This is a genomic window from Arthrobacter sp. SAFR-023 (genome assembly GCF_051965295.1).
Taxonomy (GTDB): Bacteria; Actinomycetota; Actinomycetes; order Actinomycetales; family Micrococcaceae; genus Arthrobacter.
The window spans coordinates 158,546-181,020 of the sequence record NZ_JBQCMF010000012.1 but is presented as its reverse complement, the minus strand read 5'-3'; the positions used below and the strand labels follow the sequence as shown (position 1 = coordinate 181,020).

Genomic DNA, 22,475 nt, shown 5'->3' with positions numbered 1-22,475 from the left:
GCATTACCAATCCCCCGGCTCGAACCAGTCACCAAGGCAACCCGCCCGGTCAAATCAAAAAGTGAAGTCATGAAGAGCAGCTCCTTCGCCGCGGTCTGCGCAGTGCGCAATGGTTGTTCGTTGTCGTGGGCCCTGAGGCGCGGGAAGCTGCTGCCTTAGAAGGGGCCGCGCTGCACGAGGTTGGCGGGGGCCTGTCCCGCGGCCAGGGCTTCGAGCTGCTGCCGCAGGAGCTTCAGGATCCGCGGCTGGAAGGCGGACGCGTTGCCGCCCACATGGGGCGTGATGAGGGCGTTGGGAGTGGACCACAGCGGGTGGTCCTGCGGAAGCGGTTCCGGATCGACGACGTCGAGGGCGCACTGCAGGCGGCCGGAGAGGACTTCCTTGGTGAGGGCCGCCGTGTCCACCACCGGCCCGCGTCCCACGTTCACCACGAGGGCGCCGTCGGGCAGCGCAGCGAGGACTTCCCCGCCGATCAGGTGGTGGGTGTGGTCGTTCAGCGGCAGAACCGAGACCAGGATGTCGTGCGTTCCGGCGAGCGTGGCGAGGTCCGCGGAGGCGTGGACGTCGCCGTGCTCGTCGGTCCGCGCCGCGCTTCCCACGCGGGTGACCGTGACCTCGAAGGGCTCCAGGCGGCGGGCAATTTCGTGCCCGATCCCGCCGACGCCCACCAGGAGCACGCGGCGGTCCGCGAGGGACTGGCGCCGCTCCGGCCGCCAGAGGCCGTACTGCTGGTCACGGACTGCCTGGTCGATGCCGCGCAGTTTGGCGAGGATCAAACCCACCGCCAGTTCCGCCGTCGCCGCCGCGTGCACGCCTGAGGCGTTTGCGACGCCGGCCGCCGGACCAGCGGCCTCGACGACGCCGTCGTATCCGGTGGACTGTGTCTGGACGAACTTCAGTTCGTCCACCTGTGCGAGCGATCCCAGAACCGCGCCGGCGTTGATGTAAGGGAGGATGACGCCGTCGATCTCACCCAGCGTCCCGCCGTCGGGATCCGACTTCATGTCCCAAACAATTCCCTTGAGCCCTTCGGGGAGGGGCGAGAGATCGGCGAGCAGTTGCCGGTCGGGAAAGCTGACGGTGCGTACTGGTTGCATCGGAAACCTATCGATTCTGGGAGCGGGTGGTGAATTGGGTGGGGCGGCCCTGGCCGGCCCCACCCTTGGCAACTCTAGGCCTGGCGCCGGTCGAACGTGAGTCCGCCGGGGACCTGGAAGGTGGGCATGAGTTCCATCATGCCGACGTTCACGTGGCGCGGTGTTTCGATGGCGTAGTCCATGGCGTTGACGATGTCGTCGGTGGTCAAGGATTCGTAGCCCTCGTAGTACGTCTTCCAGGCCTCTTCCATGGCCTCGGGCGAGCCGCCCATGTTGCGTCCGAAGATCTCGGTCTCGACGCGTCCGGGGCAGATCTCGGTGACGCGGATGCGCTTGCCGACGGTGTCGTTGCGCAGCTGGCGCGAGATCTGGTGCACGGCAGCCTTGGTGGCGTGGTAGACGGTGTGGCCGTAGAAGTTGTACAGGCCGGCGATGGAGCTGACGTTGATGACGTGGCCGCGGTCGCGTTCCACCATGCCGGGCAGAACCAGGCGGGTGAGCTGGAGCAGGCCGCGGAGGTTGACGTCAACGAGTTCGTCGATGTCGCTCTCCGAGGAGTCCAGAATGTTGCCTGGCCGGGATACGCCGGCGCAGTTCACCAGAACGTCGATCTCGAGATGTCCGACGGCGGCCGTCAGGGCCGCGGTGTCGGTCAGGTCAACGACGTGGGGAATGGCGCCGGTCTTGTCGGCAAGGTCGTTCAGGCGTTCCTCGTTGCGGGCAACGGCGTGGACGGTGAGTCCGCGCTTGGCGAGGCGCTCGGCGATCGCGGCACCCATCCCGGTTGAGGCACCGGTGACGAGGGCTGTTGAGTAGTCTGAAAACGGCATTTAAGTCTCCTGTTATTGCAGTATGAGTGTTAGGCGTCGCGCAGCGGCAGGTGCGCGCGGTCCTTGACGGTGCTGACGGCCGCCAGCGTGCCCAGCGCGGTGATGACGGCGTAGAAGGCGGGCATGTAGACGTTGCCGGTGGACGAGATCAGCCAGGTCATCAGCAGCGGGGCGGTTCCGCCGAAGAGTGCCGAGGAGATGTTGTAGCCCAGGCCGTAGGCCGAGTACCGGACGCGGGTGGGGAACAGTTCCACGATCAGGATGTGGATCACGGCGGTGTGCCCGGCGAACACAATGGCCATGATGCAGGCGCCCAGGATGGCGAGGGCCATGTTGCCGGTGGCGATGAGTGCATAGGAGGGGATGCCGAGGACGGCCATGGCGATTGCGGAGCCGGCGATGACCTTCTTGCGTCCAATGCGGTCAGACAGGGCACCCATGAACGGGATGGCGATGCAGATGACCACGAGGCTGCAGGCGGTGACGAGGAGTGCCTCACCGATGGTGAAGTTGAGCTGCTTGCCCTTGAGGAACGTCGGCATATAGGAGAACAGGACGTAGTAGCCGGAGCCGTTCATGAGCGGGATGAACAGGGCCAGGAGCATGGCGCGGCGGTGTTCGGCGGAGGCGAAGGCCTCCTTGAGGGGGTTCTTGGACAGGCCGCCCTCTTCCTTCAGCTTCACGAAGTTGGGGGTGTCCGCGATGGCCTTCCGGATGTACCAGCCGATGACGCCCATGGGGATGGCGACGAGGAACGGGATGCGCCATGCGAACGAGCCGAAGCCGCCGCCGTCGATCGCTGCCTGCGTGAGCCAGGGGGACATGGAGAAGGCGACCAGGGTGCCGGTAAGCAGGGCGGCGAAGGATGCGATCTGGGCGTAGGAGGTGATGATGCCGCGCTTGCCTTCGGGGGCGTGCTCGGCGAGGAAGGTCATGGCGCCGGCAGCCTCGCCGCCGACGGAGAAGCCCTGGAGGAGCCGGAGCAGCACAAGCAGCACGGGGGCTGCGATGCCGATGGCCGAGTAGGCAGGCAGGATCCCGATGCCGGCGGTGGCGATGCTGATCAGCAGGATGACGAAGACCAGTAGTTTTTGGCGTCCGATCTTGTCGCCCAGGATGCCGCAGACGACGGCGCCGAGGGGGCGGACGAAGAAGGACACGGCGTAGCCGGCGAAGACAAAGAGCAGGGCGTTGTCCGGGTTGCCGGGTGCCAGGAACACGAGCGCAAGCGTTCCGGCCATGAAGGCGAAAATGCCGTTGTCGTAGAGCTCAACAAAAATTCCGACGCACCCGGCGGTGACGACTTTCCGGGTCTGCCTCGCATCGAGGCGGTCGTGCTGCGGTGCAGTCGCACGCGTTGGTGTAGACATTTTCATTCCTAACTTGGACTTAGTTCGAGGGGAGGTCATCGGTGATCCTTAGCTGCCAGCTGCCGGTATAAGTTCCGGCCAGCCGGGCTCTTTTCCGATGCCAAGGAGGGCGAAGATTGTGCTGATGCGGGACCGTAGGTTTTCCAGTTCCCTTATTGCGGCCCGATGCTTTGCTGTGGCTTCGGGGACGGTGGTTTTGCGGAAAGTGATGGTGTGCCCGGGGCGGGCCTGGGCAAGGGTGTCGAGCGAGCGGCTGGTGACCACTGCCAGTACGGGGTACCCGGCGGTGACGCCGCGCCCCCGGTGCAGCACCAGCAGCTCTTCCCTGGAGGGAACCTCGATGGCTCCCACCGGAACGCCGCGGGACAGCACCTCGGCTGACGACTGGCGTTCGGGAAGCGCCCCGCCGAGGCGCAACCCGATGTGGTTGCTCCGGCCGCTGACGGTGTATTCGGTGATGTACAGCAGCTCTGCTGTGTCGCCGAATTCGTCAACGTCCGGTCCGTCCGTGACGTCGATGACCGCCCGGCTGCTGAACTCGGGCCGGGTCAGCCCCAGCCGGAACAGCGGAAGGTCAAAGTATGGCTGCCGGATGGGTCCGACGCTCCTGGAGGTCGTCAGCTCGGTGCCCTCGGAGAGCCGGAGGCCGAAGCCGACGACCGTGTCCGGGGCGCAGCTTCCCAGCAGTTCCGGAGCCTCGACCGAACCGTGGACTGCAAGGTAGGCGCGGAGGCCGCCGGTGATCCGGCGCGCCGCCACGGTTTCCCCGGCACGGACGGACACCGGTTCCCACTGCGGGCATTCGCGCCCGCCGACGGTGAGGGTCAGCGGTGCGCCGGTGACGGCGATGAGTAGGTCGGTGGTGGCCTGCATCCGGAAGTCGAGGGCTGTTATTTCCAGCAGCGGCGCGTTGTCGGCGTTGGCGGCGAGGATGTTCGCCGCCCGTGCCGAGAACTGGTCGAGTGCCCCGTTGACGGGGAGCCCGAACCGGGGTCCGCGGAAGCGGCCCAGGTCCGTGACCACCGAATTTCCGGGCTGCTGGATGATCAGTGACCCGGTCATCGCGCTGCCTCCAGTTTCCGGCCCGTGTACTCTGCGAACTCTTCCGGCTGGATCTGGCGGAACGTCAGGCGGTCGCCGGGAAGGTAGGGAACCAGCGGCTCACTGCCGGCGTCAAGGACGGTCAGCGGGGTTTGGCCGATGACGCACCATCCGCCCGGCGCCACCGCGGGAGCGATGACTGCCTGCCGGCCGGCGACGGCCACGGCACCCGCCGGAACGGACAGCCGGGGGTCCTTCAGCCGCGGAACGGGGAGGGGGAAATCGGGGCCGTCCATCATGGGCGAACCCGCGGGGGCGCCCAGGCAACGGATGACGTAGGACTTGGCCGTGTGGAGCGCGATGATCTCCTCCACGGAGAGCTGCTCGTGCTCAGCAACGCGCTCGAGGTCCGGACCGTATTCGCCGCCGTACACCACGGGAACACTGAACTCGCGGGGCGTGCGGGCGGGTGCACCCACGTGCTCCAGCTGGCGCAGGCCAAGGAGGACAAAGGCCCGTACCTGGCGCGCGGAGGTGACCCCGGGGTCAAATTCCACGAGCAGCGAGTCGTACGTCGGCACTGCGCCGTGTACGCCGTCGGCCCCGGCGGTCTCAAGCCACTGCGCGAGGGAATGGACGGTGCTCCAGTTGGCCTCCGTGTCAGCGGAGGAGGCCACGACTCGCAGGGCTGAATCCCCGGACTCGAAGATCTCCACCGGAGTCAGGTTTGGGGTGGCGGCCATGTCAGGCGACCTTCTCTTTGGCGGCCAGCACCTGGGCGAGCGGGGCAATGGTCACGCCGGCGTTCTCCAGTTCGGCGCGGACCCGGCGGGCCAGCTGCACCGCGCCAGGGGTGTCCCCGTGCAGGAGAACGGTGTCCGCAACAATCGGCAGGTCTGTGCCGGCGACGGTTTCAATGAGTCCCTCGCAGACCATCCGCACGGTGCGTTCGACGATGACGGCAGGATCGTGGATCACGGCGCCGGGGCGGCCGCGGGGCACCAGGGTGCCATCGGCTTCATAGGCGCGGTCGGCGATGCCGACGATGCCGACGGGGAGCTGCCGTTCCGCGGCAGCGGAGGCCAGTTCGCCGTCCTGGGCAAGGACGATGAGACCGGGGTTCAGGCGGGCGGCGGCATCGGCCACGGCCACTGCGTAATCGGCCCGGGTGGCAACCAGGTTGCCCAGCCGGCCGTGCGGTGCAATGTGGGCCACGGTGGTGCCGTGGTAGGCGGCGAAGGCGCTCAGGGCGCCGAACTGGTACAGGACGTCGTTGCGGACCTCGTCCGCCGTCAGGTCCATGGCGCGCCGGCCAAAACCACGCAGGTCCGGGAAGCTCGGGTGCGCCCCGATGCTGACGCCGCGGCGGACGCATTCGGCCACGGTGGCGTGCATGATGTCCGGGTCACCGGCGTGGAAGCCGCAGGCGATGTTGGCACTGGAAACCACCTCGAGCAGGGCAGCGTCGTCGCCCATCGAGTAGGCGCCGAAGCCTTCTCCGAGATCTGCGACGAGATCAACTGTGAGTCCCATTATCTGCCTTCCTGGGGTGGTTAGCAGCGGCCCTGCCCGCCGGGGCAAAGGGATCAGCTGCGCTGGTGATGAGGTGTGTCCGAACTGGCCCTGCGAGGGGTTCCCGGTTCGGTGCTGCCGGGCTGCCGGCTTCTGCAAAAAGTCTGACACCGGGATTTGGCTCACACAAAGACGTAATCGGTGTCACGGGATAGGTGCCGGTTATGACCAGTGCCGCTATGGAGTCCATGACCGTTCCCTTCCCAGTAAGGAGGATTCGGCCCTTGCCGGACCGCCCTCATTGCATTGAACATATGGACCGTTTATTTCGGGAATGTAAAACGGGTCATCTATTTCGATAAAACCTATTTCCATGCACAATGCATCTGACCCCATAGGGAAATTGCATGTCCCCCGAGGGGATAGAATGTAGCCTTAATGAAATAGCGTTCTGGGTTCAACCTAGTGTCAGCGATGTGGATCACACAAAGACCTATTGCGTGTCCCTCCATAGCATCCCGTTATGACCTTTCGGGTTCAGGACGCCGCAAAGAGAGAGGGCGGCCGTGGATACCAGGAAACTGGCGTACTTCGTACAGATCGTGGACTCGGGGAGCATCACCAAGGCCGCGGCTGCGCTGCACGTGGCCCAGCCGGCCCTGAGCCAGCAGGTTTCGGCGCTTGAGACAGAACTGAAGCAGCGACTGCTGATCCGCAGCAAGCAGGGCGTGCAGCCCACGGCCGCCGGGCACACGCTGTACCGCCATGCCCAGTCCATCCTGCGGCTCGTCGCGCAGGCCCGAGTGGACGTTGCCAAGTCGGGGGCGGCGCCGTCCGGCCGTGTGTCGATTGCCATTGCGCCCTACAGCATGGCATCGAGCCTGACCCCGCAGATCATCAGCGAGGTGGCCCGCCGGTACCCCGACATCGTCCTGCACGTCACGGAGATTTACGGCGGCGTCCTGAGTGAAGCCATCAAGAACGGCCGGCTGGACATGGCGCTCATCTACGAGCCCGGCCCCATCCGCGGCGTCCTGTTCACCACCATGATCGTCGAGGACCTGCACCTGGTGGTCAACGCCGCCAGACCGGACGTTAACTCGGAGAACGGCGAGATCACGCTGGAGGAGGTGGCCCGGCTGGGGCTCTTCCTTCCCGAGAAGATTCACACGCTGCGCCAGGCTGTGGAGGCGGGTTTCGACAGCAAGGGGCTCAAACTCCAGCTCGTGGGCGAGGTGGAGTCGGTACCCTCGCTGACCCGGCTGCTGCGGGCCGACCTTGGGGCCACCATCCTGCCCAAGTCGGCGGCGGACGCACTGTTCCACGAGGAGGACTTCCATGTCCTGCGGATTGTGGACCCGGCGCTGCAGTGCAAGATCGCGCTGTGCACACCCGATCACGACCCCCTCTCGGAGGCGGCATCGGCAGTGCTCCTGGTACTGAAGGAAATGCTCCAGGAAATGCTTAACGACAAGTACGGCCGATCATAGCTTTGACTTATTAGGGCACTCATCATTTGTCTTAGTAACCGAGTGCGCGGGATTCTAGTATTGGTGGCAAGCCAAGAAATTGCGGTGAATGATATTCCGCAGACAATTCAACGGGGAGCCAGCCATGAAAAAGATCAGCACCGCCAGGAGAACTTCCGACCCGAGCCTGGGGCTTATGGCCAAAACGGGGTCGCACTGCCCGACCAACGGTTTCTGGCGGCCAGCGGACCGGTCCGCAGCGCCCATCTTCGTTTTCGAGGGCAGCATCATGCCGGTCAGCGGAGGCGGGTCGACGGTCTGGCACCTGGAGGACGCTGTCTTCGGCGCCCCCGCCTACCCAGTCCCCCACCGCGTCTAGATTCAGTACGACGGCGGCGCTGCCGCAGCTTGGGCTGTCTGCTCACCACGGCACCCAACTAGGTAGCATTTCAGGGCGTTCTCAACGCTGGGAACGCCCCGAAGTGCTACCTACTTCCAGTTCTCACGTGGATCTAAAAACATTTATAGATCCATCCCGCATCTGGCGCCTGATCAGCCCTTAAGTGTCGTAGCCCCTTGGCAGACTGTGTCCATGGAAGGCTTCGGGAATTCAGCACTGACAGCAGCGGCGCCGCGCGTCGTTCTGCACGCTGCCACGGTTCTTGACGCCTTTATTGCAGACGCCGTTTTTCCTCCTACCGCGTTCCCCGAAGATGCATTCCCGAACGGCGCCATTCCCCCCGATGGGTTCGCGGACAACGGGCTTCCGCATGACGATGACCTCGGTGCCGCGTATCCGGCATCGTTGCCGGAGGACCCGTTTCCTGAGGCCCTGTTTGCCGAGCGTTCTTTCGACGAGGACCTCTTTGACGACCGCTTTTTGGACGACGGCGTTTCTAGGCACAGCGTTCCCTCGAGCGCTGCTGCGCCCTCGGGGTGGTGTCTCCCGGCAGCAGACCTCACCGCAGACAATGCAGGGCTGATCGACCAGGTCCGAGCTTACGAGAACGTCAAGTGCTGGGCCGCCGGGCAACAGGCACGGCTTTCAGTGACCTTCGAGGCCCGGCTCCGCCAGGAATCCACCGACCGGCCGCCACTGGCCGCCGAGGACCTGGGCAAGGACCGCGGCAAAGACCCGGGCCTGGGCGCGGCCGAGCAGATCGCGCTGGCCCGGGGCGAATCCCCAAACCGCGGGCACCGGCTCCTCGGCACAGCCAAAGCCCTGGCTCAGATGCCCCACGCCCTGGCCGCGCTGGACACCGGGCAGCTGAACGAAGAGCGGTCATGCACGTCGCGAAAGAGACCGCCTGTCTGAGTCCGGCGGACCGGTCAGCCGTCGACGAGGAACTAGCCGCCGACACCGGCACTTTCGTTGGTGCCGGCACTCGGACCGTCATCGCCGCTGTCCGCGCGGCCGCCATCCGCCGGGATCCCCGCTCCGTCGCCCAACGCGCCAGCCACGCAGCATCCGAACGGACCGTATCGCTCCGCCCGGCACCCGACTGCATGACCTACCTGACAGCGCTGCTGCCCGTCCACGAAGGCGTCGCCGTCCTCGCGGCACTGACCCGGCGCGCCGATTCCCTCCGCGCCGCCGGAGACCCGCGCTCCCGGGACCAGATCAAGGCCGACACCCTCGTCGAATGGACCACCGGCACCCCCGGCGGCATCTCCGGCATCGAACTCAACCTCGTCATGACCGACCGCACCCTCTTGCAGGGCGATTCCGAACCCGCCCGGATCCCCGGCTACGGCCCCGTCCCCGCCGACTTTGCCCGGAACCTGGTGAGCCCCCGACAGGCCAAGGGAGTTGAGGAGCTCAAGACCTGGGTCCGGCGGCTCTACACCGCCCCGGGGACGGGCGACCTCGTGGCCATGGACGCGCGGAGGCGTCTCTTCCCGGCACCGCTGCGCCGCTTCATCCAACTCCGCGATGACACCTGCCGCACCCCCTACTGCGACGCCCCAATCCGCCACCACGACCACATCATCCCCTGGCACAACGACGGCCCCACCTCCCTGATTAACGGCGCGGGACTGTGCGAAGCCTGCAACCACACCAAAGAACTCCCCGGCTGGCAAGCCCAACCCAGACCTGGACCCCGGCACACCTTTGAAATAACGACCCCAACCGGTCACACCTACCGGTCAATGGCACCGCCACTGCCCGGCACCCGGCTGCGCGGAGTCCCGTTGAGTGACACCAGCGTGCTCGGAACCTGGGCGCGCGAGCCCCACGAGTCGGACCAGCCCGGCCCAGCCCCGTAATGGGCAGTCTGGATACGCGTTAGATACGCCTGAGGCGGGACAGAAGCCTGTCCCGCCTCAGGCGATACCGCTACACGCCCACGCGACTACGCGTGCTCGACCAGCAGGCCCTTGGCCTTCAGGACTTCGGTGAGGTTGCACAGGTCGATGGTGGTTCCGCCAGCCTTGTAGAGCCCGATCAGCTCGCGCTCGGCGTCGTCGCGTTCCTGCGAGAGGCGGATGACTTCCTCGATCTCGTCTTTGCGGACAACCACTACGCCGTCGGCATCGCCGCGGAGGACGTCACCCGGGTAGATGATCTCGTCACCGAAAACCACCGGGTGGTTGATCGGGCCGATGGTTTCCTTAACGGTGCCCTTGATGGACACGCTTCCGGAGAAGACGGGCAGGCCCAGCTCGATGAGGTCCTGAGTGTCGCGGACACCGGAGTCCGTCACCAGACCCGCGAGGCCCTTGGCCGCCATGGCGTTGCCCAGGACGTCGCCGAACGTGCCGGCTTCCTCGTACTCCCCCGCCGCTGCCAGGATAACGTCGCCAGCCTCGGCGTAGTGGATGGCCACCTGCAGCATGAGGTTGTCCCGGGGTGCGCAGCGGACCGTAGTGGCTGGGCCGCAGAAGGACATGCTGCGGTCGATCGGCTTGATCTTGGAGCTGAGCGCGCCCTTGCGGCCCTGTGCCTCGTGGATCGTGGCCGAGGAGAACTGCGCCAGGCGGCGGACGGCGTCGGCGTCGGGTCGTTCGATGTTGGTCTTTACGTGAATCACGGAATTTTCCTTAATTTAGTGGAGTTTAGCTGCGGGCCCGGCAACTGGGGTTAGCTGAGGGCCCGGACGGCCTTGTCGATGGCTGCGATGGACTCTTCAATGACGTCGAGGCTGGTGGCGTAGGAGATGCGGAAGTACGGGCCCAGTCCATAGGCCGAGCCCTGGATGACGGCGACCGAGGCTGCCTCCAGAAGGTAGAGCGTGAAGTCCTCGTCGTTGGCGATGACCTTCCCCTCCGGGGTGGTCTTGCCGATGGCACCGCCGCAATTGACGTACGCGTAAAAGGCGCCTTCCGGCGTCGCGCATGAAAGGCCGTCGACGGCGTTCAGCGCAGCTACCGCTGCATCGCGCCGGCTGCGGTAAACCTCGACGCTCTCCCGCACGAAGGACTGGTCTCCGGTGAGCGCGGCAGCGCTGGCGGCCTGGCTCACCGAGGAAGGGCAGGAGGAGATCTGGGACTGGAGCTTGTTGATGGCCGCGATCAGGGGCGCCGGTCCTGCCGCGTAACCCAGCCGCCAGCCGGTCATGGCGTAGGCCTTCGAAACACCGTTGACGGCAAGGACGCGGTCCTTGAGTTCCGGAGCAACTTCCACCAGGCTCTGAATCCGGCCGGAGCCGAAGTAGATCTGGTCGTAGATCTCATCCGTCAGGACGTTCACGTGCGGGAAGTCCGCCAGAACATCGGCCAAGGCCCGCAGTTCCGACTTGGAGTACACGGCGCCCGTGGGGTTTGACGGGGTGTTCAGGATGACCCACTTGGTCCGCTCGTTGAGGGCACCGGCCAATGCTTCCGGGGTGAGCTTGAAGCCCGACTCCTCGCCGCAGGTGACAACCACGGGCGTGCCCTCGTTCGCGAGCACCATGTCCGGGTAGGAGACCCAGTACGGCGCGGGAACCACAACCTCGTCACCCGCGTCCAGGGAGGCCATGAACGCCGTGAAGATCACCTGCTTGGCGCCACCGCCGATCGTGATCTCGGCCGGAGTGTAGTGGACGCCGCTGCGCAGCTCGATGGTCTGGAGGATCGCCTTCTGCAGAGCCGGCGTCCCGGTGACCGAGGTGTACTTCGTCTCCCCCTTGCTGATGGCCTCAACCGCTGCCGCCTTGATGTGCTCAGGGGTATCGAAGTCCGGCTCACCGACCGTCAGGTCCAGAATCCGGCGCCCTTCTGCCTTCAGCTCACGCACGCGGGCCGCTGCGGCCACGCTGGCAGATTGCTTGATGCGGGACACTCGCGATGCAGGTTCAAATTCAGACATGGTCTCTTCCTAGGGAGTCAGGACGAAGCGATATTCGTTCCTTCGACACTAGGGAATCCCGGCCGGTCTGGATAAGACCTAATCTGCGTGGACGGATAAGCGTCTCTTATGGACCGCCGTCGTCCTTCTGCCTAAGCACCCGACCCAAACTTTTTGGTTATGGCTCCACGCACTATAGGTATTTCCGCCCCTCCCTCCGTTCTGCCTAGCCTTCTAGGTAAGTCGTGAACCCGATCCGAGGAGTGCTGTTGGTTATTCTGCACCGTGATGACCGCAGCGACGGCTACTACCGCTACCGGGGCACCGCGAAACCCGACAAGGCGGCTGTCCAAGCGGAAAAGACGCGCAAGCTGCTCCGGGACAGCCGGCAGCGGATTTCCTTCAATGCCACCAGCATGCGCGCCCTCTCGGTCCGGCTAAACCAGCAGATCGCGCAGGCGCTGTGCGACGGCTTGAAAGTGACCCGCCTCGCCGAGGCCTGGGCCGTCCGCACGGTGGGCCTGTCGTCCGAGGACCTGCTCCCGTCCGGGGTGCCGGCGGAGGAGCACCTTGCCTCGATCCGCCAGCTCAAGTCGGAGCTGGCGGAACTCGAAGAGTCCAAAGCCGCTCTGGAAGAGCGCCGCCTGAACCTCCTGGCAGCAGCACGACGGCGGGGAGTTCTGGATGACTACGAGCTCGCCGCCCTCAGCGGATTGCAGCGCGAAACCATCCGGAAGATGACCTGGGGCGTCCAGCCCGAATCCGGCGCGATTCCGGCGTAAGTCTGCGCCCGGCGTCGGGCAAGTCAAGCCCTAGCGAGGCGGAGCGCACAAGCGTAGCGTCGAACTGCACGCTGTTGCTGGTTGCTCGGAGGTGGCGCAATGGCTGGATGGAATGCTGATACGGCGGCAGGCCCCTTGGGGGCCGGGACGGTCACCTTGGTCGAGGGATCGTCCTTCTGCATCTCCCTGCCGAACGGGGACATCAGCACAGAGCATCCGCATGGCCTCTTTGTGCAGGACGCCCGCATCCTCTCGGGCTGGAGCCTGACGGTCGACGGCCTGGCGCTGGAGCCGCTGGCGGCCGAGACAAAGGAGCCGTACCGGGCGCTGTTTGTGGGACGGGTTCCCCGCTCCGACGGCTACGCCGACAGTCCCTTGATCGTGGAGCGGCTGCGGGAGGTGGGGGCCGGCATCCAGGAGCAGCTCACCGTCCGCAATTTCTCCCTCGAGCCTGTCGACTGCGTCGTCGCCGTAAAGATCGGGGCGGACTTCGCTGACCTCTTCGAGGTGAAAGAGGCTCGCATCCTGCGGCGCTGGGACGAAAAACGGCAGGCCGACGGCGGTTCGCTCACCATTCGGGCCGCGTGGCAGGACGTCCGGAAGGGCGTGGTGGTCCTGGCCCCCGGTGCGGACGTTTCGGTGGATACGGTGACCTACCGGGCAACGGTACCGGCGCACGGTCACTGGAGCACGGTCCTGACAGTGCTGCCCAGCAGCGAGGGATCCGATGCGGCGATGGCTTTCGTCCATTCCGAAGGGGACGGCTTGTCGCCCAGGGACCTGCGCCGGCGGGAGTGGGTGGCGAAGATTCCGGTCCTGCAGATGGGCAACCGGTCGGTTGAACGGACCCTGCGCCGCAGCTACGACGATCTGGGTGCCCTGCGGATCGAGGACCCCGAGCATCCTGAACGTGTTGTGGTGGCCGCCGGGGCGCCCTGGTTCATGACCCTGTTTGGCAGGGATTCGCTCTGGGCTTCGGTCATGGCGATGCCGGTGGATCCATCCCTGGCCCTGGGCACGCTGCAGACCCTGGCCGACCGGCAGGGATCCGTGGTGGACCCGATGACCGAGGAGGAACCGGGCAAGATCCTCCATGAGGTCCGGCTCGACGTTTCCAGCGAGCTGTCCCTGGGCGGCAAGTCGGCCTACTACGGCAGCGTCGACGCGACACCCCTGTTCCTGATGGTGCTTGGTGCGGTCAGCCGCTGGGGCTTCGCCTCGGACACGATCGCTGCATTGCTGCCCCACGCGGACCGCGCACTCGAGTGGATCATGAAATACGGGGACAGGGACGGCGACGGCTTCGTCGAGTACGAGCGCCTCAACGACCAGGGCCTGATCAACCAGGGCTGGAAGGATTCGTGGGACGGCATCAACTTCGCGAACGGCAGGCTTGCCGAGCCGCCGATCGCACTCTGCGAGGTCCAGGCCTACGTTTACGTCGCTTACCTTTCGCGCGCGTGGCTGGCGTACGACGCCGGGGACACGGCTTTTGGTAATGAGCTCGCCGACCGCGCGGCCCGGCTGAAGAAACAATTCAACGAACAGTTCTGGATCCCTGAACGCGGGTACTACGCCATTGCCCTGGACGGAAAGAAAAGACAGGTGGATGCCTGCGCTTCGAATATGGGCCACTGCATGTTGCAGGGCCTCATTGACGAGAACAAGGCCCCTCAGGTGGCCGAACGGCTGATGTCCCCCGAGATGTTCAGCGGCTGGGGCGTGCGTACCCTGGCCAGCGACATGGGCGCCTACAACCCCGCCAGCTACCACAACGGATCGGTGTGGCCGCACGACAACGCCATCGTCGCGGCCGGGCTCCTCCGCTATGGCTTCGTCGAGGAGGCGCAGCGGATCGCCACCGGCATGATGGATGCTGCCGAGTACTCCGACGGCCGGCTCCCGGAGCTGTTCTGCGGTTTCAGCCGGGAACAGCTCACCGCCCCCGTCCCGTATCCGACGGCGTGCTCGCCGCAGGCCTGGGCAGCTACCGCACCCATCCAGCTGGTGACGAGCCTGATGCGGTACGACCCCGTCGTTTCCGCGGGCGGCGTCTGGATGGACCCGGTCCTTCCTCCGTCCTTTGGGGACCTGCACATCACCAACGCTCCGCTGGGCGGCGGCCGCATCACCATCGACATCGCCAATTCCGTCCCGTCGGTCCAAGGGCTGTCTGAGGGGATGACGCTCCACCAGGGGCACCGGCCGTGGATGGTCGAACTGGTCCAGCAGGCCGATCACCGCCGGAGGGAGCGGTTGGAAAACTGGGGCAGGTAGGCACCCGTTTTCGTTGCGGAAAATGTCGCAGTTTTGCGCAGTGCTAATCAGGGTGACCGACGGTGTCGGGCCGCTTCAGCAGGGGAGCAGAAGGAACCTATGGTGATGAAAACGTCCCCATTCGCACCTCGCGTTCCCGGCCCGTCAGGGAAGCGCAGGCCCGTTCTCCCTGAAAGAAGGATCCCCCGTGGCTCTACCCAAACCTGTCCGGAGTCTCGCTGCCGGCGTCGCTGCCCTGGCCCTGGCCACCGCGCTGGCCGGCTGCAGCACCAGTTCGGGCGCGGCACAGGTCGATGCCGGCAAGCCCGTCAGCGGAGGCACGCTGACCTATCTGGAACAGCAGGCCCACACCAACCTGTATCCCCCGGCCGGCGGTTTCTACCCCAACGGCGGCATCCTTAACCAGATCACCGACAAGCTGACCTACCAGAACCCGGAGACCCTCAAGATCGAGCCGTGGCTCGCCGAATCCTGGACCAGCAACCCGGCGCTGACGGAGTACACCTTCAAGCTGCGCAGCGGCGTCACCTTCTCAGACGGCACACCGGTGGATGCTGCCGCCGTCGCCCGGAACTTCGACACCTACGGCCTGGGCAACAAGGCCCTCAACCAGCCGGTGTCCGAGGTGATCAACAATTACGACCACAGCGAGGTCATCGACCCCCTTACCGTGAAGTTCCACTTCAAAAAGTCCTCCCCGGGCTTCCTGCAGGGCACCGCCACCATCGGCTCGGGCATCGTGTCCATCAGCACCCTGGACCGGAACTTTGACGACCTCGGCAGCGCCAAGAACATCATCGGCAGCGGCCCGTTCACCGTCGCCAACGAAGTTCTGGGCAAGGAAGTCGACCTCAGTGCCAGGCCCGACTACAACTGGGGACCCAAGACGGCCGACCACCAGGGCCGTGCGTACATGGAGGCGGTGAAGATCGTGGTGACCCCGGAGGACAGCGTGCGCACCGGCTCACTGATCGCCGGGCAGGGCGACCTGATCCGCCAGGTCCAGGCCTACGACGAGAAGCAGGTGGAGTCCAAGGGCTTCAAGATCTTCGCGCCCGGCACCCGCGGCGTCAACGACAGCATCGTCTTCCGCCCCGACAACGCCCTCGTTGCCGACGTCCGCGTTCGCCAGGCGCTCCTCAAGGCCACCGACAGGGACGAGATCGTGGAGACCATCTTCTCCGACAACTACCCGGTGGCCACCTCGGTGCTGTCCAAGGAAGCCATCGGCTACGTGGACCTCTCCGCCAAGCTCGGTCACGACCCGGAGAAGGCCAAGGAACTGCTGGACGACGCCGGGTGGAAGCCGGGTGCCGACGGCATCCGCAGCAAGGACGGCAAGCAGCTGTCCCTGACGATTTATGAATCGCTGCCGCAGCCGCAGAACAAGGCCGTGCTGCAGCTGGTCGCCCAGCAGTGGGAGAAGGTTGGCGTCAAGCTCAACATCCTCGCCGGTGACTCGGGCAGCAAGACCGTCGACAGCCTTGACCCGGAGAAGACCCCGGTGTCCGTGGCGATGGTGGGACGCGCCGATCCGGATGTCATCAAGAGCCAGTTCTACCCCAAGAACCGCGATGCCCTGCTCCAGAAGGGCGGCAGCAGCCAGAAGGTGAAGAGCTTTGTGGACCAGAAGCTGAACGCGCTCCTGGAAGCCGAAACGTCCCGCACCGATCCGGCACAGCGCCTCAAGGATGTCGCGGAGGTCCAGAACCACCTGATCGACCAGGCCCTCGTGATTCCGATCTTCGAGGAGCCGCAGGTCTTCGCCGCAGCACCGTACTTGCAGGGCCTCGGCTTCGAAGCTGTCGGACGCCCCAGCCTGTACGGCGTTTGGCTCGCCAAGCACTGACATGCGCCGCCACCTTCTGAGCCGCCATCTTCTGAGCCGTGCAGGGCAGGCCACGCTGGTGCTGTGGGCCGCCTTCACTGTCGCGTTCATCCTGCTTCAGGCGCTGCCCGGTGATGCCCTCCTGATCAAGTACCAGAACCCCGACATGGGGCTGAGCCCGCAGGAGATCGAGGACATCCGCACCTCCTACGGCGCGGACACCCCGCTATTCCTGCAATACCTGCATTCCCTGGCGGGCTTCCTCACGGGAAACCTGGGCTATTCGGTTCAGGCCGGCGTTCCGGTGGTGGACCAGCTGGCGGCCAACGTGCCGTCAACCCTGGCCCTGGCCGGACTCGGCTTCCTGGCCGCGGTGGTCCTGGCCGCTGCGATAGCGTTCCTCTCCAGCCTGGCGCCGTTCAGCTGGCTGCGGAACGCGGTCCAGTCACTGCCGTCACTGTTCATCTCGGTGCCGGTGTTCTGGCTCGGGATCGTGCTGATCCAGATCTTCTCCTTCCAACTGAAGCTCATTCCCGTGATCAACCCGCCCGAGGCGCTGGGCCTGGTACTGCCGGTGGCAACGCTGGCGATCCCGATTTCGGCGCCACTGGCACAGGTGCTGATCCGCAGCATCGACGACGTCGGGACACAGCCTTTCGTGGCCGTCGCACGGTCACGGGGCGGCAGCAACGTGTGGGTGCTGGGCCACCACGTGGTACGGAACGCCGTGCTGCCCGCGCTCACGATCGCCGGTGTCCTGCTGGGCGAACTCATTGGCGGGGCGGTGGTCACGGAGACCGTCTTCGGCCGCAACGGCATAGGCCAGCTGACCCAGGAGGCCGTGAACAGCCAGGACGCCGCCGTACTGCAGGCCGTCGTGGTCCTGGCCGCCGCGGCGTTCGTGCTGGTCAACTTGGCCGTCGACCTCCTATATCCCGTCCTGGACCCCCGACTGAAGCGAAAGGCAGGTGCCCTCACGTGAGCCACGTCAGCCTGGCCGGCACACCGGTAACGGCCACCCCGGACACGGACAGCCCGGAAGAAGTCCCCAGTCGCCCCCGCCTCCGCATCCAGCCCGGACTGGTGCTGTCCTGGCTGGTCCTGGGCCTCGTGGCGCTCTGGACCATCGCCCCGGGGCTTTTCACCGCCCACAGCGCCACCTCGGGAACCGCCCGGGACAAGCTGCTGCCACCCGGCGGCGGGCACCTGCTCGGCACCGACGAGCTGGGACGTGATCTCTACTCGAGGATCGTGCATGGCTCCATCAACTCCGTGACCGGCGCCTTGGTGGCCGTCGCGGTGGGGCTGGTGGTCGGAACCCTCCTGGGTCTCCTCGCCGGTTCCATCGGCGGGATCACCGACGCCGTCGTGATGCGGATTGTGGACGTCCTGCTGTCCATTCCCGGCCTCCTGCTGTCGCTGAGCATCATCATCATCCTCGGCTTCGGCACCGTGAACGCGGCCATCGCCGTCGGCGTCGGCTCGGTGGCCAGCTTCGCCCGGCTCTCGCGTGCCGAGGTCCTGCGAGTCCGGCGCAGCGACTTCGTCGAGGCCGCGTTCGGCAGCGGCGGGACCTTCGCCGCCGTCCTCCGCCGGCACATCCTGCCCAATTCCGCCGGTCCCGTCCTTGCACTGGTCGCGCTTCAGTTCGGAGCCGCGATCCTGGCGATCTCCACCCTTGGATTCCTTGGCTACGGTGCCCCGCCACCCACGCCCGAATGGGGGCTGCTGATAGCCGAGGGACGGAACTACGTGGCCACGTCCTGGTGGCTCACCACCTATCCCGGGCTGGTGGTGGTGGCCGTCGTCCTGTCAGCCAACCGCATCAGCCACTCGATCCGAAAGGTTCAGCCGTGACCGGAATCCTCACAGCAGGGGCCACAGCCGCCGGCCCACGGGCCCACACCGGTCCCGTCCTGGAACTCGAAAACCTCTCAGTGTCCTACGCGGACCGCCACGGATCGCACCGCCGCGTGGTCCACAACGTGTCGCTGAACCTCGCGCCCGGCGAAGTGGTCGCCCTGGTAGGCGAGTCCGGTTCAGGGAAGTCGACGACCGCCCAGGCCGTGATCGGGCTGCTCGCCGGAAACGGCAGAATCGACGGCGGCAGTATCCGGCTCAATGGCACGGACATTGCGGGCTGGTCGCAGAAGCGCCTGGAAGCGATCCGCGGGGCCAAGATCAGCCTCATCCCGCAGGACCCGACGAGCTCCCTGAACCCGGTGACCACGGTGGGCATGCAGGTGGAGGAGGTGCTGCGCCTGCATACCAGGCTGCCGAAGGCGGAGCGCCGGCAGCGCGTCCTGGAACTGCTGGGGCGAGTGGGCATACCTGACCCCGAGCGCCGCGCCAGGCAGTACGCCCACGAACTTTCCGGTGGCATGAAGCAACGGGTGCTGATCGCCGCGGCCATCGCGCTGCAGCCTCAACTGATCATTGCCGACGAGGCCACGTCTGCCCTCGACGTCACCGTACAGCGGCGAATCCTGGACCTGCTCGATGACCTGCGCGCCGAATCCGGCACAGCCGTTCTGTTCGTCACGCACGACCTCGGCGTCGCCGCCGACCGCGCCGACCGGACCGTGGTCCTCAAGGGCGGGCGGGTCCAGGAACAAGGCCCTACAGCCGAGGTACTCGCGCACCCCACCAGTTCCTACACCCGGCAGCTGATCGCTGACGCGCCGTCGATCTCTGACGGCAAGGCTCGGCTCCTGCCCGCCGCCGGTGAACGCGCCGCCAGCCGGGACACCGCCGTCGCGGTCCGCAACCTCATCCAGGAATTCGCAACGGGGCGGAACCAACCCGCTTTCCGGGCCGTGGACGGCGTCAGCTTCAGCGTTCCGCGCGGCACGACGCACGCCATCGTGGGTGAATCGGGATCCGGAAAGACGACGACGGCGCGGGCCCTCGCCGGTTTCCAGCGCCCCACGGCCGGCCACATCGTCATCGGCGGCCAAGACCTCTCCGAACTGGACGCGAAAGGGCTGCGGCTGTTCCGCAAGCACGTGCAGCTGGTCTACCAGAACCCCTTCACCTCCTTGGACCCACGGCAGACCATTGCCAGAATCATCGAGGAACCGCTGCTGAACTTCAACGCCGGGCCCAAACCCGGGCGGGACGCCACAGTGCGGGAACTGCTGAACCGCGTCAGCCTGCCGGAGTCGCTCCTCGCCAAGCATCCCCGGGAACTCTCCGGTGGCCAGCGCCAGCGGGTGGCGATTGCCCGCGCGCTGGTGCTCGACCCGGAGGTGCTGATCCTGGATGAGGCCGTGTCCGCCCTGGACGTCACTGTCCAGTCCCAGATCCTGGCCCTCCTCGGGGAACTGCAGTGCGAACTTGACCTGAGCTATGTCTTCATCACCCATGACCTCGCCGTCGTCCGCCAGATCGCGGACACGGTCTCCGTCATGAGCAACGGCCGCCAGGTGGAACAGGGCACGGTGGATGACGTCTTCCTGAACCCGCAGCACTCCTACACCCGGGAACTGATCGACGCGATCCCCGGAAACCGAAAGGCACAACCATGACCCGCCCCGCCGCACTGGCCAAGCAAGGCACGGCCAAGAGGATCGGCTTCTTCACCCGGCTGCTGGACGACGCCGGACCCGCCGAACGCTACCGGCTCGCCCTGGAGCAGATCCTCAGGGCCGAGGAGCTGGGATTTGATTCCGCGTGGGTGGCACAGCACCACTTCAACGAGTCGGAGGGCGGGCTTCCCTCGCCCCTGGTGTTCCTGTCGCACGTTGCGGCAAGGACCTCCCGCATCCGGCTGGGAACCGGGATCATCACTCTTCCCCTCGAGGACCCGCTGCGCGCGGCCGAGGATGCCGCCGTGCTGGACCTGCTCTCCGGCGGCCGGCTCGAGGTTGGCGTCGGGACGGGAGGTACGCCGTCCGCCTTCACAGCGTTCGGGTTGGACTCCGACGAACGCCGTGGGATCTTCGCGGACAAGCTGCAGCTGCTCGCCGAGGCCTGGGGCGGCAAGGAGCTCGGAACCTCAACGAACCGGCTCTACCCGGCTGCCCCGCAACTGCTGGAGCGGATATGGCAGGCCACCTTCTCGGTGGCTGGCGGCGAGCGCGCCGGCCGGGCAGGTGACGGTGTGATGCTCTCCCGCACCCAGCCACGGTCCCCCGAAAAGCCGTCGGCGCCGCTGGACGAGCTTCAGAATCCGATCATCGATGCCTACGTGGCGGCGCTGCCGCACGGAGCAACGCCAAGGGTCCTCGCTTCCCGCACACTCTTTGTTGCCGACAGCCGGGCCGAGGCGCTCCGCTTCGCCGAGGCCGGACTGCGCCGGATCGTCCCGCATTTCGAGCGCCAGGGCCACGTCTTTGAAAGCCACGGCGTCGAGGGCCTGATAACTGCGACCGACTCGCACGTCGGAACCGTGGACGACGTCGTCGAATCCCTGGCCCGCGACAGCTCCCTGCAGCGGGCAACGGACATTTCCTTCCAGGTCCATTCCATCGATCCCCCGCACGAGCACATCCTGCGCTCCATCGAGCTCGCCGCCACCGAAGTGGTTCCGCGGCTCGGCTGGAAAGCAGCCCCCGCATCTGTCCCCGCCCAGCAATCTCACCCCGTCCAGCAAGGAGCGAAATGAGCAACACAGCACAAGACGCCGTCGACACCATTTTGGGGGTCTCCCCCGGGTCGCCCTTAGATGAACTGCGGCGGCGCCGTCCCGTCACCCGGGAGAACACCCAAGCCAGTTACCTGGCCCTCTTCGAGCCCGACGTGCTCACCGCAGCCAGCCTGCCAGAACGGTTCGCCGTCGCCGTGTTCGTGGCGGCGCTGCACGGGAACGCTGAGGCGACGGCGTTCTATGAGCAGGGGTTCAAGGCGGCCGGAGCCGGCGATTCGCTCCACGCCGCCGTCCTCGAGGCAGCGGAATCGGGCGTGGCGCTCGGGCCCTACGGCGAGTACCGCGAGCCCGGTCTGCAGGCCGAAAGCCGTCCGGGGCTGCGATGGGCTGCCCCTGCCGCAGTCAGGGGCATCTTGGGCGACAGGCTGAGCTCGGCCCTGGACCACGCGCACCTGCTGGTCTTCCGGCCGCGGGAAGCTTCCCCGGCAGCCCTCGGCACCCTCGTGGCGGCGGGGTGGTCCACCACGGGCATCGTCACGCTCTCGCAGCTCGTTGCGTTCCTCGCCTACCAGCTCCGGGTGGTCAGCGGGCTGCGGATTCTGGCCGCCGCCCTGCCGGAACCCGCCCTGACAGAAATTGCCGCGAACCCGGCTGACGCCCAGACCGTAAGGATCGGATCATGACCGATGAAGTGACCACCTACCCCACCCTGAACCGACCGGAGGCCTTCACCCAGGACGAACTAGGATGGCGGCCCTGGCTGCAGGCGCCCGACGCCGCGGCCCTGACCGAGCGGCAGCTGGCCGGGCTGGTGGACCGCGGGCGCGCCGGAAGCGACTACTTCCGGCTATTGGCCCGCGACCCGGACATCCTGGGCGCTCGGACGCGCACCGATAAGGACATCTTCTACAACACGAAGGAAGGCCTCCCCCGCGGCGAGCGGGAACTCGCGGCAGCTGCGACGTCCCGCGCCAACGGCTGCGTCTTCTGCGCGTCCGTCCACGCCCGGTTCGCCTCACACCACTCAGACCGGCACGACGACGTCCAGCAGCTTCTCGACGACGGCACCTCCGCTGACCTCGGGTCGCGCTGGAACGCCGTCGTTGCGGCAGCGGCGGCGCTGGCGCAGACACCGCCGCGGCTGAACGAGGCCCACGTCCGGGCCCTGCAGGACGAGGGCCTCGACGTGCTGGACCTGGCCGACGTGATCCACGGCAGCGCGTTTTTCAACTGGGCCAACCGGCTGATGCTGTCGCTCGGGGAACCGGAACAGCCAACGCAGCCTAAGCCGCAGGCGTAAAGCCAACACAAGCGAAAAAGGAGGGTGGGCATCCAGCGGATGCCCACCCTCCTTGCTGTTCAGGTCTGCTGCAGATTTCCCGGGCGCAGGGCCTCTGCGCCCGCGGCAGAA

At 66.3% G+C, this 22,475-nt stretch carries 19 protein-coding genes and 1 pseudogene; 12 read left to right on the top strand and 8 right to left on the bottom strand.

Annotation, left to right across the window (positions count from 1 at the left end; genetic code table 11):
- Positions 1–155: 155 nt before the first annotated feature.
- The 6 genes from ACTHQX_RS14475 to ACTHQX_RS14450 all read right to left on the bottom strand — a co-directional run bounded on the left by ACTHQX_RS14475 (position 156) and on the right by ACTHQX_RS14450 (position 5,871).
- The gene (locus tag ACTHQX_RS14475) at positions 156–1,097 is read right to left on the bottom strand and encodes a 2-hydroxyacid dehydrogenase (protein WP_440157902.1); all 942 of its coding nucleotides are present in this window, start codon (positions 1,095–1,097) and stop codon (positions 156–158) included.
- A 74-nt stretch (positions 1,098–1,171) separates the two neighbouring features.
- A complete protein-coding gene (locus ACTHQX_RS14470) occupies positions 1,172–1,927 on the bottom strand; it encodes an SDR family oxidoreductase (RefSeq protein ID WP_236805218.1) in 756 nt (251 codons plus the stop codon).
- A gap of 29 nt (positions 1,928–1,956) precedes the next feature.
- Positions 1,957–3,297 (bottom strand): MFS transporter, encoded by a 1,341-nt coding sequence (locus ACTHQX_RS14465; protein WP_236805219.1) that lies wholly within the window; start codon positions 3,295–3,297, stop codon positions 1,957–1,959.
- Positions 3,298–3,345: 48 nt separating this feature from the next.
- On the bottom strand, positions 3,346–4,359 hold the full coding sequence (locus ACTHQX_RS14460) for a biotin-dependent carboxyltransferase family protein (protein ID WP_440157901.1): 1,014 nt from the start codon (positions 4,357–4,359) through the stop codon (positions 3,346–3,348).
- Entirely contained in the window at positions 4,356–5,081 is a 726-nt protein-coding gene (locus ACTHQX_RS14455; RefSeq protein ID WP_440157900.1) for a 5-oxoprolinase subunit B family protein, read from the bottom strand. The genes ACTHQX_RS14460 and ACTHQX_RS14455 overlap by 4 nt, the downstream gene beginning before the upstream one ends.
- Before the next feature lies 1 nt (position 5,082).
- The gene (locus tag ACTHQX_RS14450) at positions 5,083–5,871 is read right to left on the bottom strand and encodes a LamB/YcsF family protein (protein WP_236805222.1); all 789 of its coding nucleotides are present in this window, start codon (positions 5,869–5,871) and stop codon (positions 5,083–5,085) included.
- Positions 5,872–6,416: 545 nt separating this feature from the next.
- On the opposite strand from ACTHQX_RS14450, the gene nac reads away from it, so the two are divergent.
- The 3 genes and pseudogenes from nac to ACTHQX_RS14435 all read left to right on the top strand — a co-directional run bounded on the left by nac (position 6,417) and on the right by ACTHQX_RS14435 (position 9,587).
- Entirely contained in the window at positions 6,417–7,340 is a 924-nt protein-coding gene (gene nac / locus ACTHQX_RS14445; protein ID WP_236805223.1) for a nitrogen assimilation transcriptional regulator NAC, read from the top strand.
- A 124-nt stretch (positions 7,341–7,464) separates the two neighbouring features.
- A complete protein-coding gene (locus tag ACTHQX_RS14440; RefSeq protein ID WP_236805224.1) occupies positions 7,465–7,698 on the top strand; it encodes a hypothetical protein in 234 nt (77 codons plus the stop codon).
- A gap of 213 nt (positions 7,699–7,911) precedes the next feature.
- Positions 7,912–9,587 (top strand): annotated as a pseudogene (locus tag ACTHQX_RS14435) (HNH endonuclease).
- An 86-nt stretch (positions 9,588–9,673) separates the two neighbouring features.
- On the opposite strand, the gene ACTHQX_RS14430 reads toward ACTHQX_RS14435, so the two are convergent.
- On the bottom strand, positions 9,674–10,351 hold the full coding sequence (locus tag ACTHQX_RS14430; RefSeq protein ID WP_440157899.1) for a 4-carboxy-4-hydroxy-2-oxoadipate aldolase/oxaloacetate decarboxylase: 678 nt from the start codon (positions 10,349–10,351) through the stop codon (positions 9,674–9,676).
- Between the two features lie 50 nt (positions 10,352–10,401).
- Complete coding sequence (locus tag ACTHQX_RS14425) at positions 10,402–11,610, bottom strand: aspartate transaminase (RefSeq protein WP_440157898.1); 1,209 nt, start codon at positions 11,608–11,610, stop codon at positions 10,402–10,404.
- A 248-nt stretch (positions 11,611–11,858) separates the two neighbouring features.
- Between ACTHQX_RS14425 and ACTHQX_RS14420 the strand changes: the two genes are divergently transcribed.
- The 9 genes from ACTHQX_RS14420 to ACTHQX_RS14380 all read left to right on the top strand — a co-directional run bounded on the left by ACTHQX_RS14420 (position 11,859) and on the right by ACTHQX_RS14380 (position 22,364).
- A complete protein-coding gene (locus tag ACTHQX_RS14420; protein WP_440157897.1) occupies positions 11,859–12,371 on the top strand; it encodes a hypothetical protein in 513 nt (170 codons plus the stop codon).
- A gap of 99 nt (positions 12,372–12,470) precedes the next feature.
- Positions 12,471–14,648 (top strand): amylo-alpha-1,6-glucosidase, encoded by a 2,178-nt coding sequence (locus tag ACTHQX_RS14415; protein WP_440157896.1) that lies wholly within the window; start codon positions 12,471–12,473, stop codon positions 14,646–14,648.
- A 187-nt stretch (positions 14,649–14,835) separates the two neighbouring features.
- Entirely contained in the window at positions 14,836–16,497 is a 1,662-nt protein-coding gene (locus tag ACTHQX_RS14410) for a TIGR04028 family ABC transporter substrate-binding protein (protein ID WP_440157895.1), read from the top strand.
- Position 16,498: 1 nt separating this feature from the next.
- Positions 16,499–17,458: an ABC transporter permease gene (locus tag ACTHQX_RS14405; protein ID WP_236805229.1), complete on the top strand. Its 960-nt coding sequence runs from the start codon at positions 16,499–16,501 to the stop codon at positions 17,456–17,458.
- Complete coding sequence (locus ACTHQX_RS14400) at positions 17,455–18,333, top strand: ABC transporter permease (RefSeq protein WP_440157894.1); 879 nt, start codon at positions 17,455–17,457, stop codon at positions 18,331–18,333. Before ACTHQX_RS14405 ends, ACTHQX_RS14400 begins: the two co-directional genes overlap by 4 nt.
- Positions 18,330–20,003 (top strand): dipeptide ABC transporter ATP-binding protein, encoded by a 1,674-nt coding sequence (locus ACTHQX_RS14395; RefSeq protein WP_440157893.1) that lies wholly within the window; start codon positions 18,330–18,332, stop codon positions 20,001–20,003. Before ACTHQX_RS14400 ends, ACTHQX_RS14395 begins: the two co-directional genes overlap by 4 nt.
- A complete protein-coding gene (locus ACTHQX_RS14390; RefSeq protein ID WP_440157892.1) occupies positions 20,000–21,082 on the top strand; it encodes a putative FMN-dependent luciferase-like monooxygenase in 1,083 nt (360 codons plus the stop codon). The genes ACTHQX_RS14395 and ACTHQX_RS14390 overlap by 4 nt, the downstream gene beginning before the upstream one ends.
- Positions 21,079–21,747: a CMD domain protein gene (locus tag ACTHQX_RS14385; RefSeq protein ID WP_236805232.1), complete on the top strand. Its 669-nt coding sequence runs from the start codon at positions 21,079–21,081 to the stop codon at positions 21,745–21,747. The genes ACTHQX_RS14390 and ACTHQX_RS14385 overlap by 4 nt, the downstream gene beginning before the upstream one ends.
- Positions 21,744–22,364, top strand: coding sequence for an alkylhydroperoxidase domain protein (locus ACTHQX_RS14380; protein ID WP_236805233.1), 621 nt, complete (start codon positions 21,744–21,746; stop codon positions 22,362–22,364). The genes ACTHQX_RS14385 and ACTHQX_RS14380 overlap by 4 nt, the downstream gene beginning before the upstream one ends.
- Positions 22,365–22,475: the final 111 nt, after the last annotated feature.

What these genes read in the sequence shown, in the direction of transcription:
- ACTHQX_RS14390 (WP_440157892.1), top strand. Translation starts at nt 20,000, where the DNA reads ATGACCCGCCCCGCCGCACTGGCCAAGCAAGGCACGGCCAAGAGGATC.
- ACTHQX_RS14380 (WP_236805233.1), top strand. Translation starts at nt 21,744, where the DNA reads ATGACCGATGAAGTGACCACCTACCCCACCCTGAACCGACCGGAGGCC.
- ACTHQX_RS14425 (WP_440157898.1), bottom strand. Translation starts at nt 11,610, where the DNA reads ATGTCTGAATTTGAACCTGCATCGCGAGTGTCCCGCATCAAGCAATCT.
- ACTHQX_RS14385 (WP_236805232.1), top strand. Translation starts at nt 21,079, where the DNA reads ATGAGCAACACAGCACAAGACGCCGTCGACACCATTTTGGGGGTCTCC.
- ACTHQX_RS14405 (WP_236805229.1), top strand. Translation starts at nt 16,499, where the DNA reads ATGCGCCGCCACCTTCTGAGCCGCCATCTTCTGAGCCGTGCAGGGCAG.
- ACTHQX_RS14475 (WP_440157902.1), bottom strand. Translation starts at nt 1,097, where the DNA reads ATGCAACCAGTACGCACCGTCAGCTTTCCCGACCGGCAACTGCTCGCC.
- ACTHQX_RS14440 (WP_236805224.1), top strand. Translation starts at nt 7,465, where the DNA reads ATGAAAAAGATCAGCACCGCCAGGAGAACTTCCGACCCGAGCCTGGGG.
- ACTHQX_RS14450 (WP_236805222.1), bottom strand. Translation starts at nt 5,871, where the DNA reads ATGGGACTCACAGTTGATCTCGTCGCAGATCTCGGAGAAGGCTTCGGC.
- ACTHQX_RS14460 (WP_440157901.1), bottom strand. Translation starts at nt 4,359, where the DNA reads ATGACCGGGTCACTGATCATCCAGCAGCCCGGAAATTCGGTGGTCACG.
- ACTHQX_RS14465 (WP_236805219.1), bottom strand. Translation starts at nt 3,297, where the DNA reads ATGTCTACACCAACGCGTGCGACTGCACCGCAGCACGACCGCCTCGAT.
- ACTHQX_RS14455 (WP_440157900.1), bottom strand. Translation starts at nt 5,081, where the DNA reads ATGGCCGCCACCCCAAACCTGACTCCGGTGGAGATCTTCGAGTCCGGG.
- ACTHQX_RS14415 (WP_440157896.1), top strand. Translation starts at nt 12,471, where the DNA reads ATGGCTGGATGGAATGCTGATACGGCGGCAGGCCCCTTGGGGGCCGGG.
- ACTHQX_RS14470 (WP_236805218.1), bottom strand. Translation starts at nt 1,927, where the DNA reads ATGCCGTTTTCAGACTACTCAACAGCCCTCGTCACCGGTGCCTCAACC.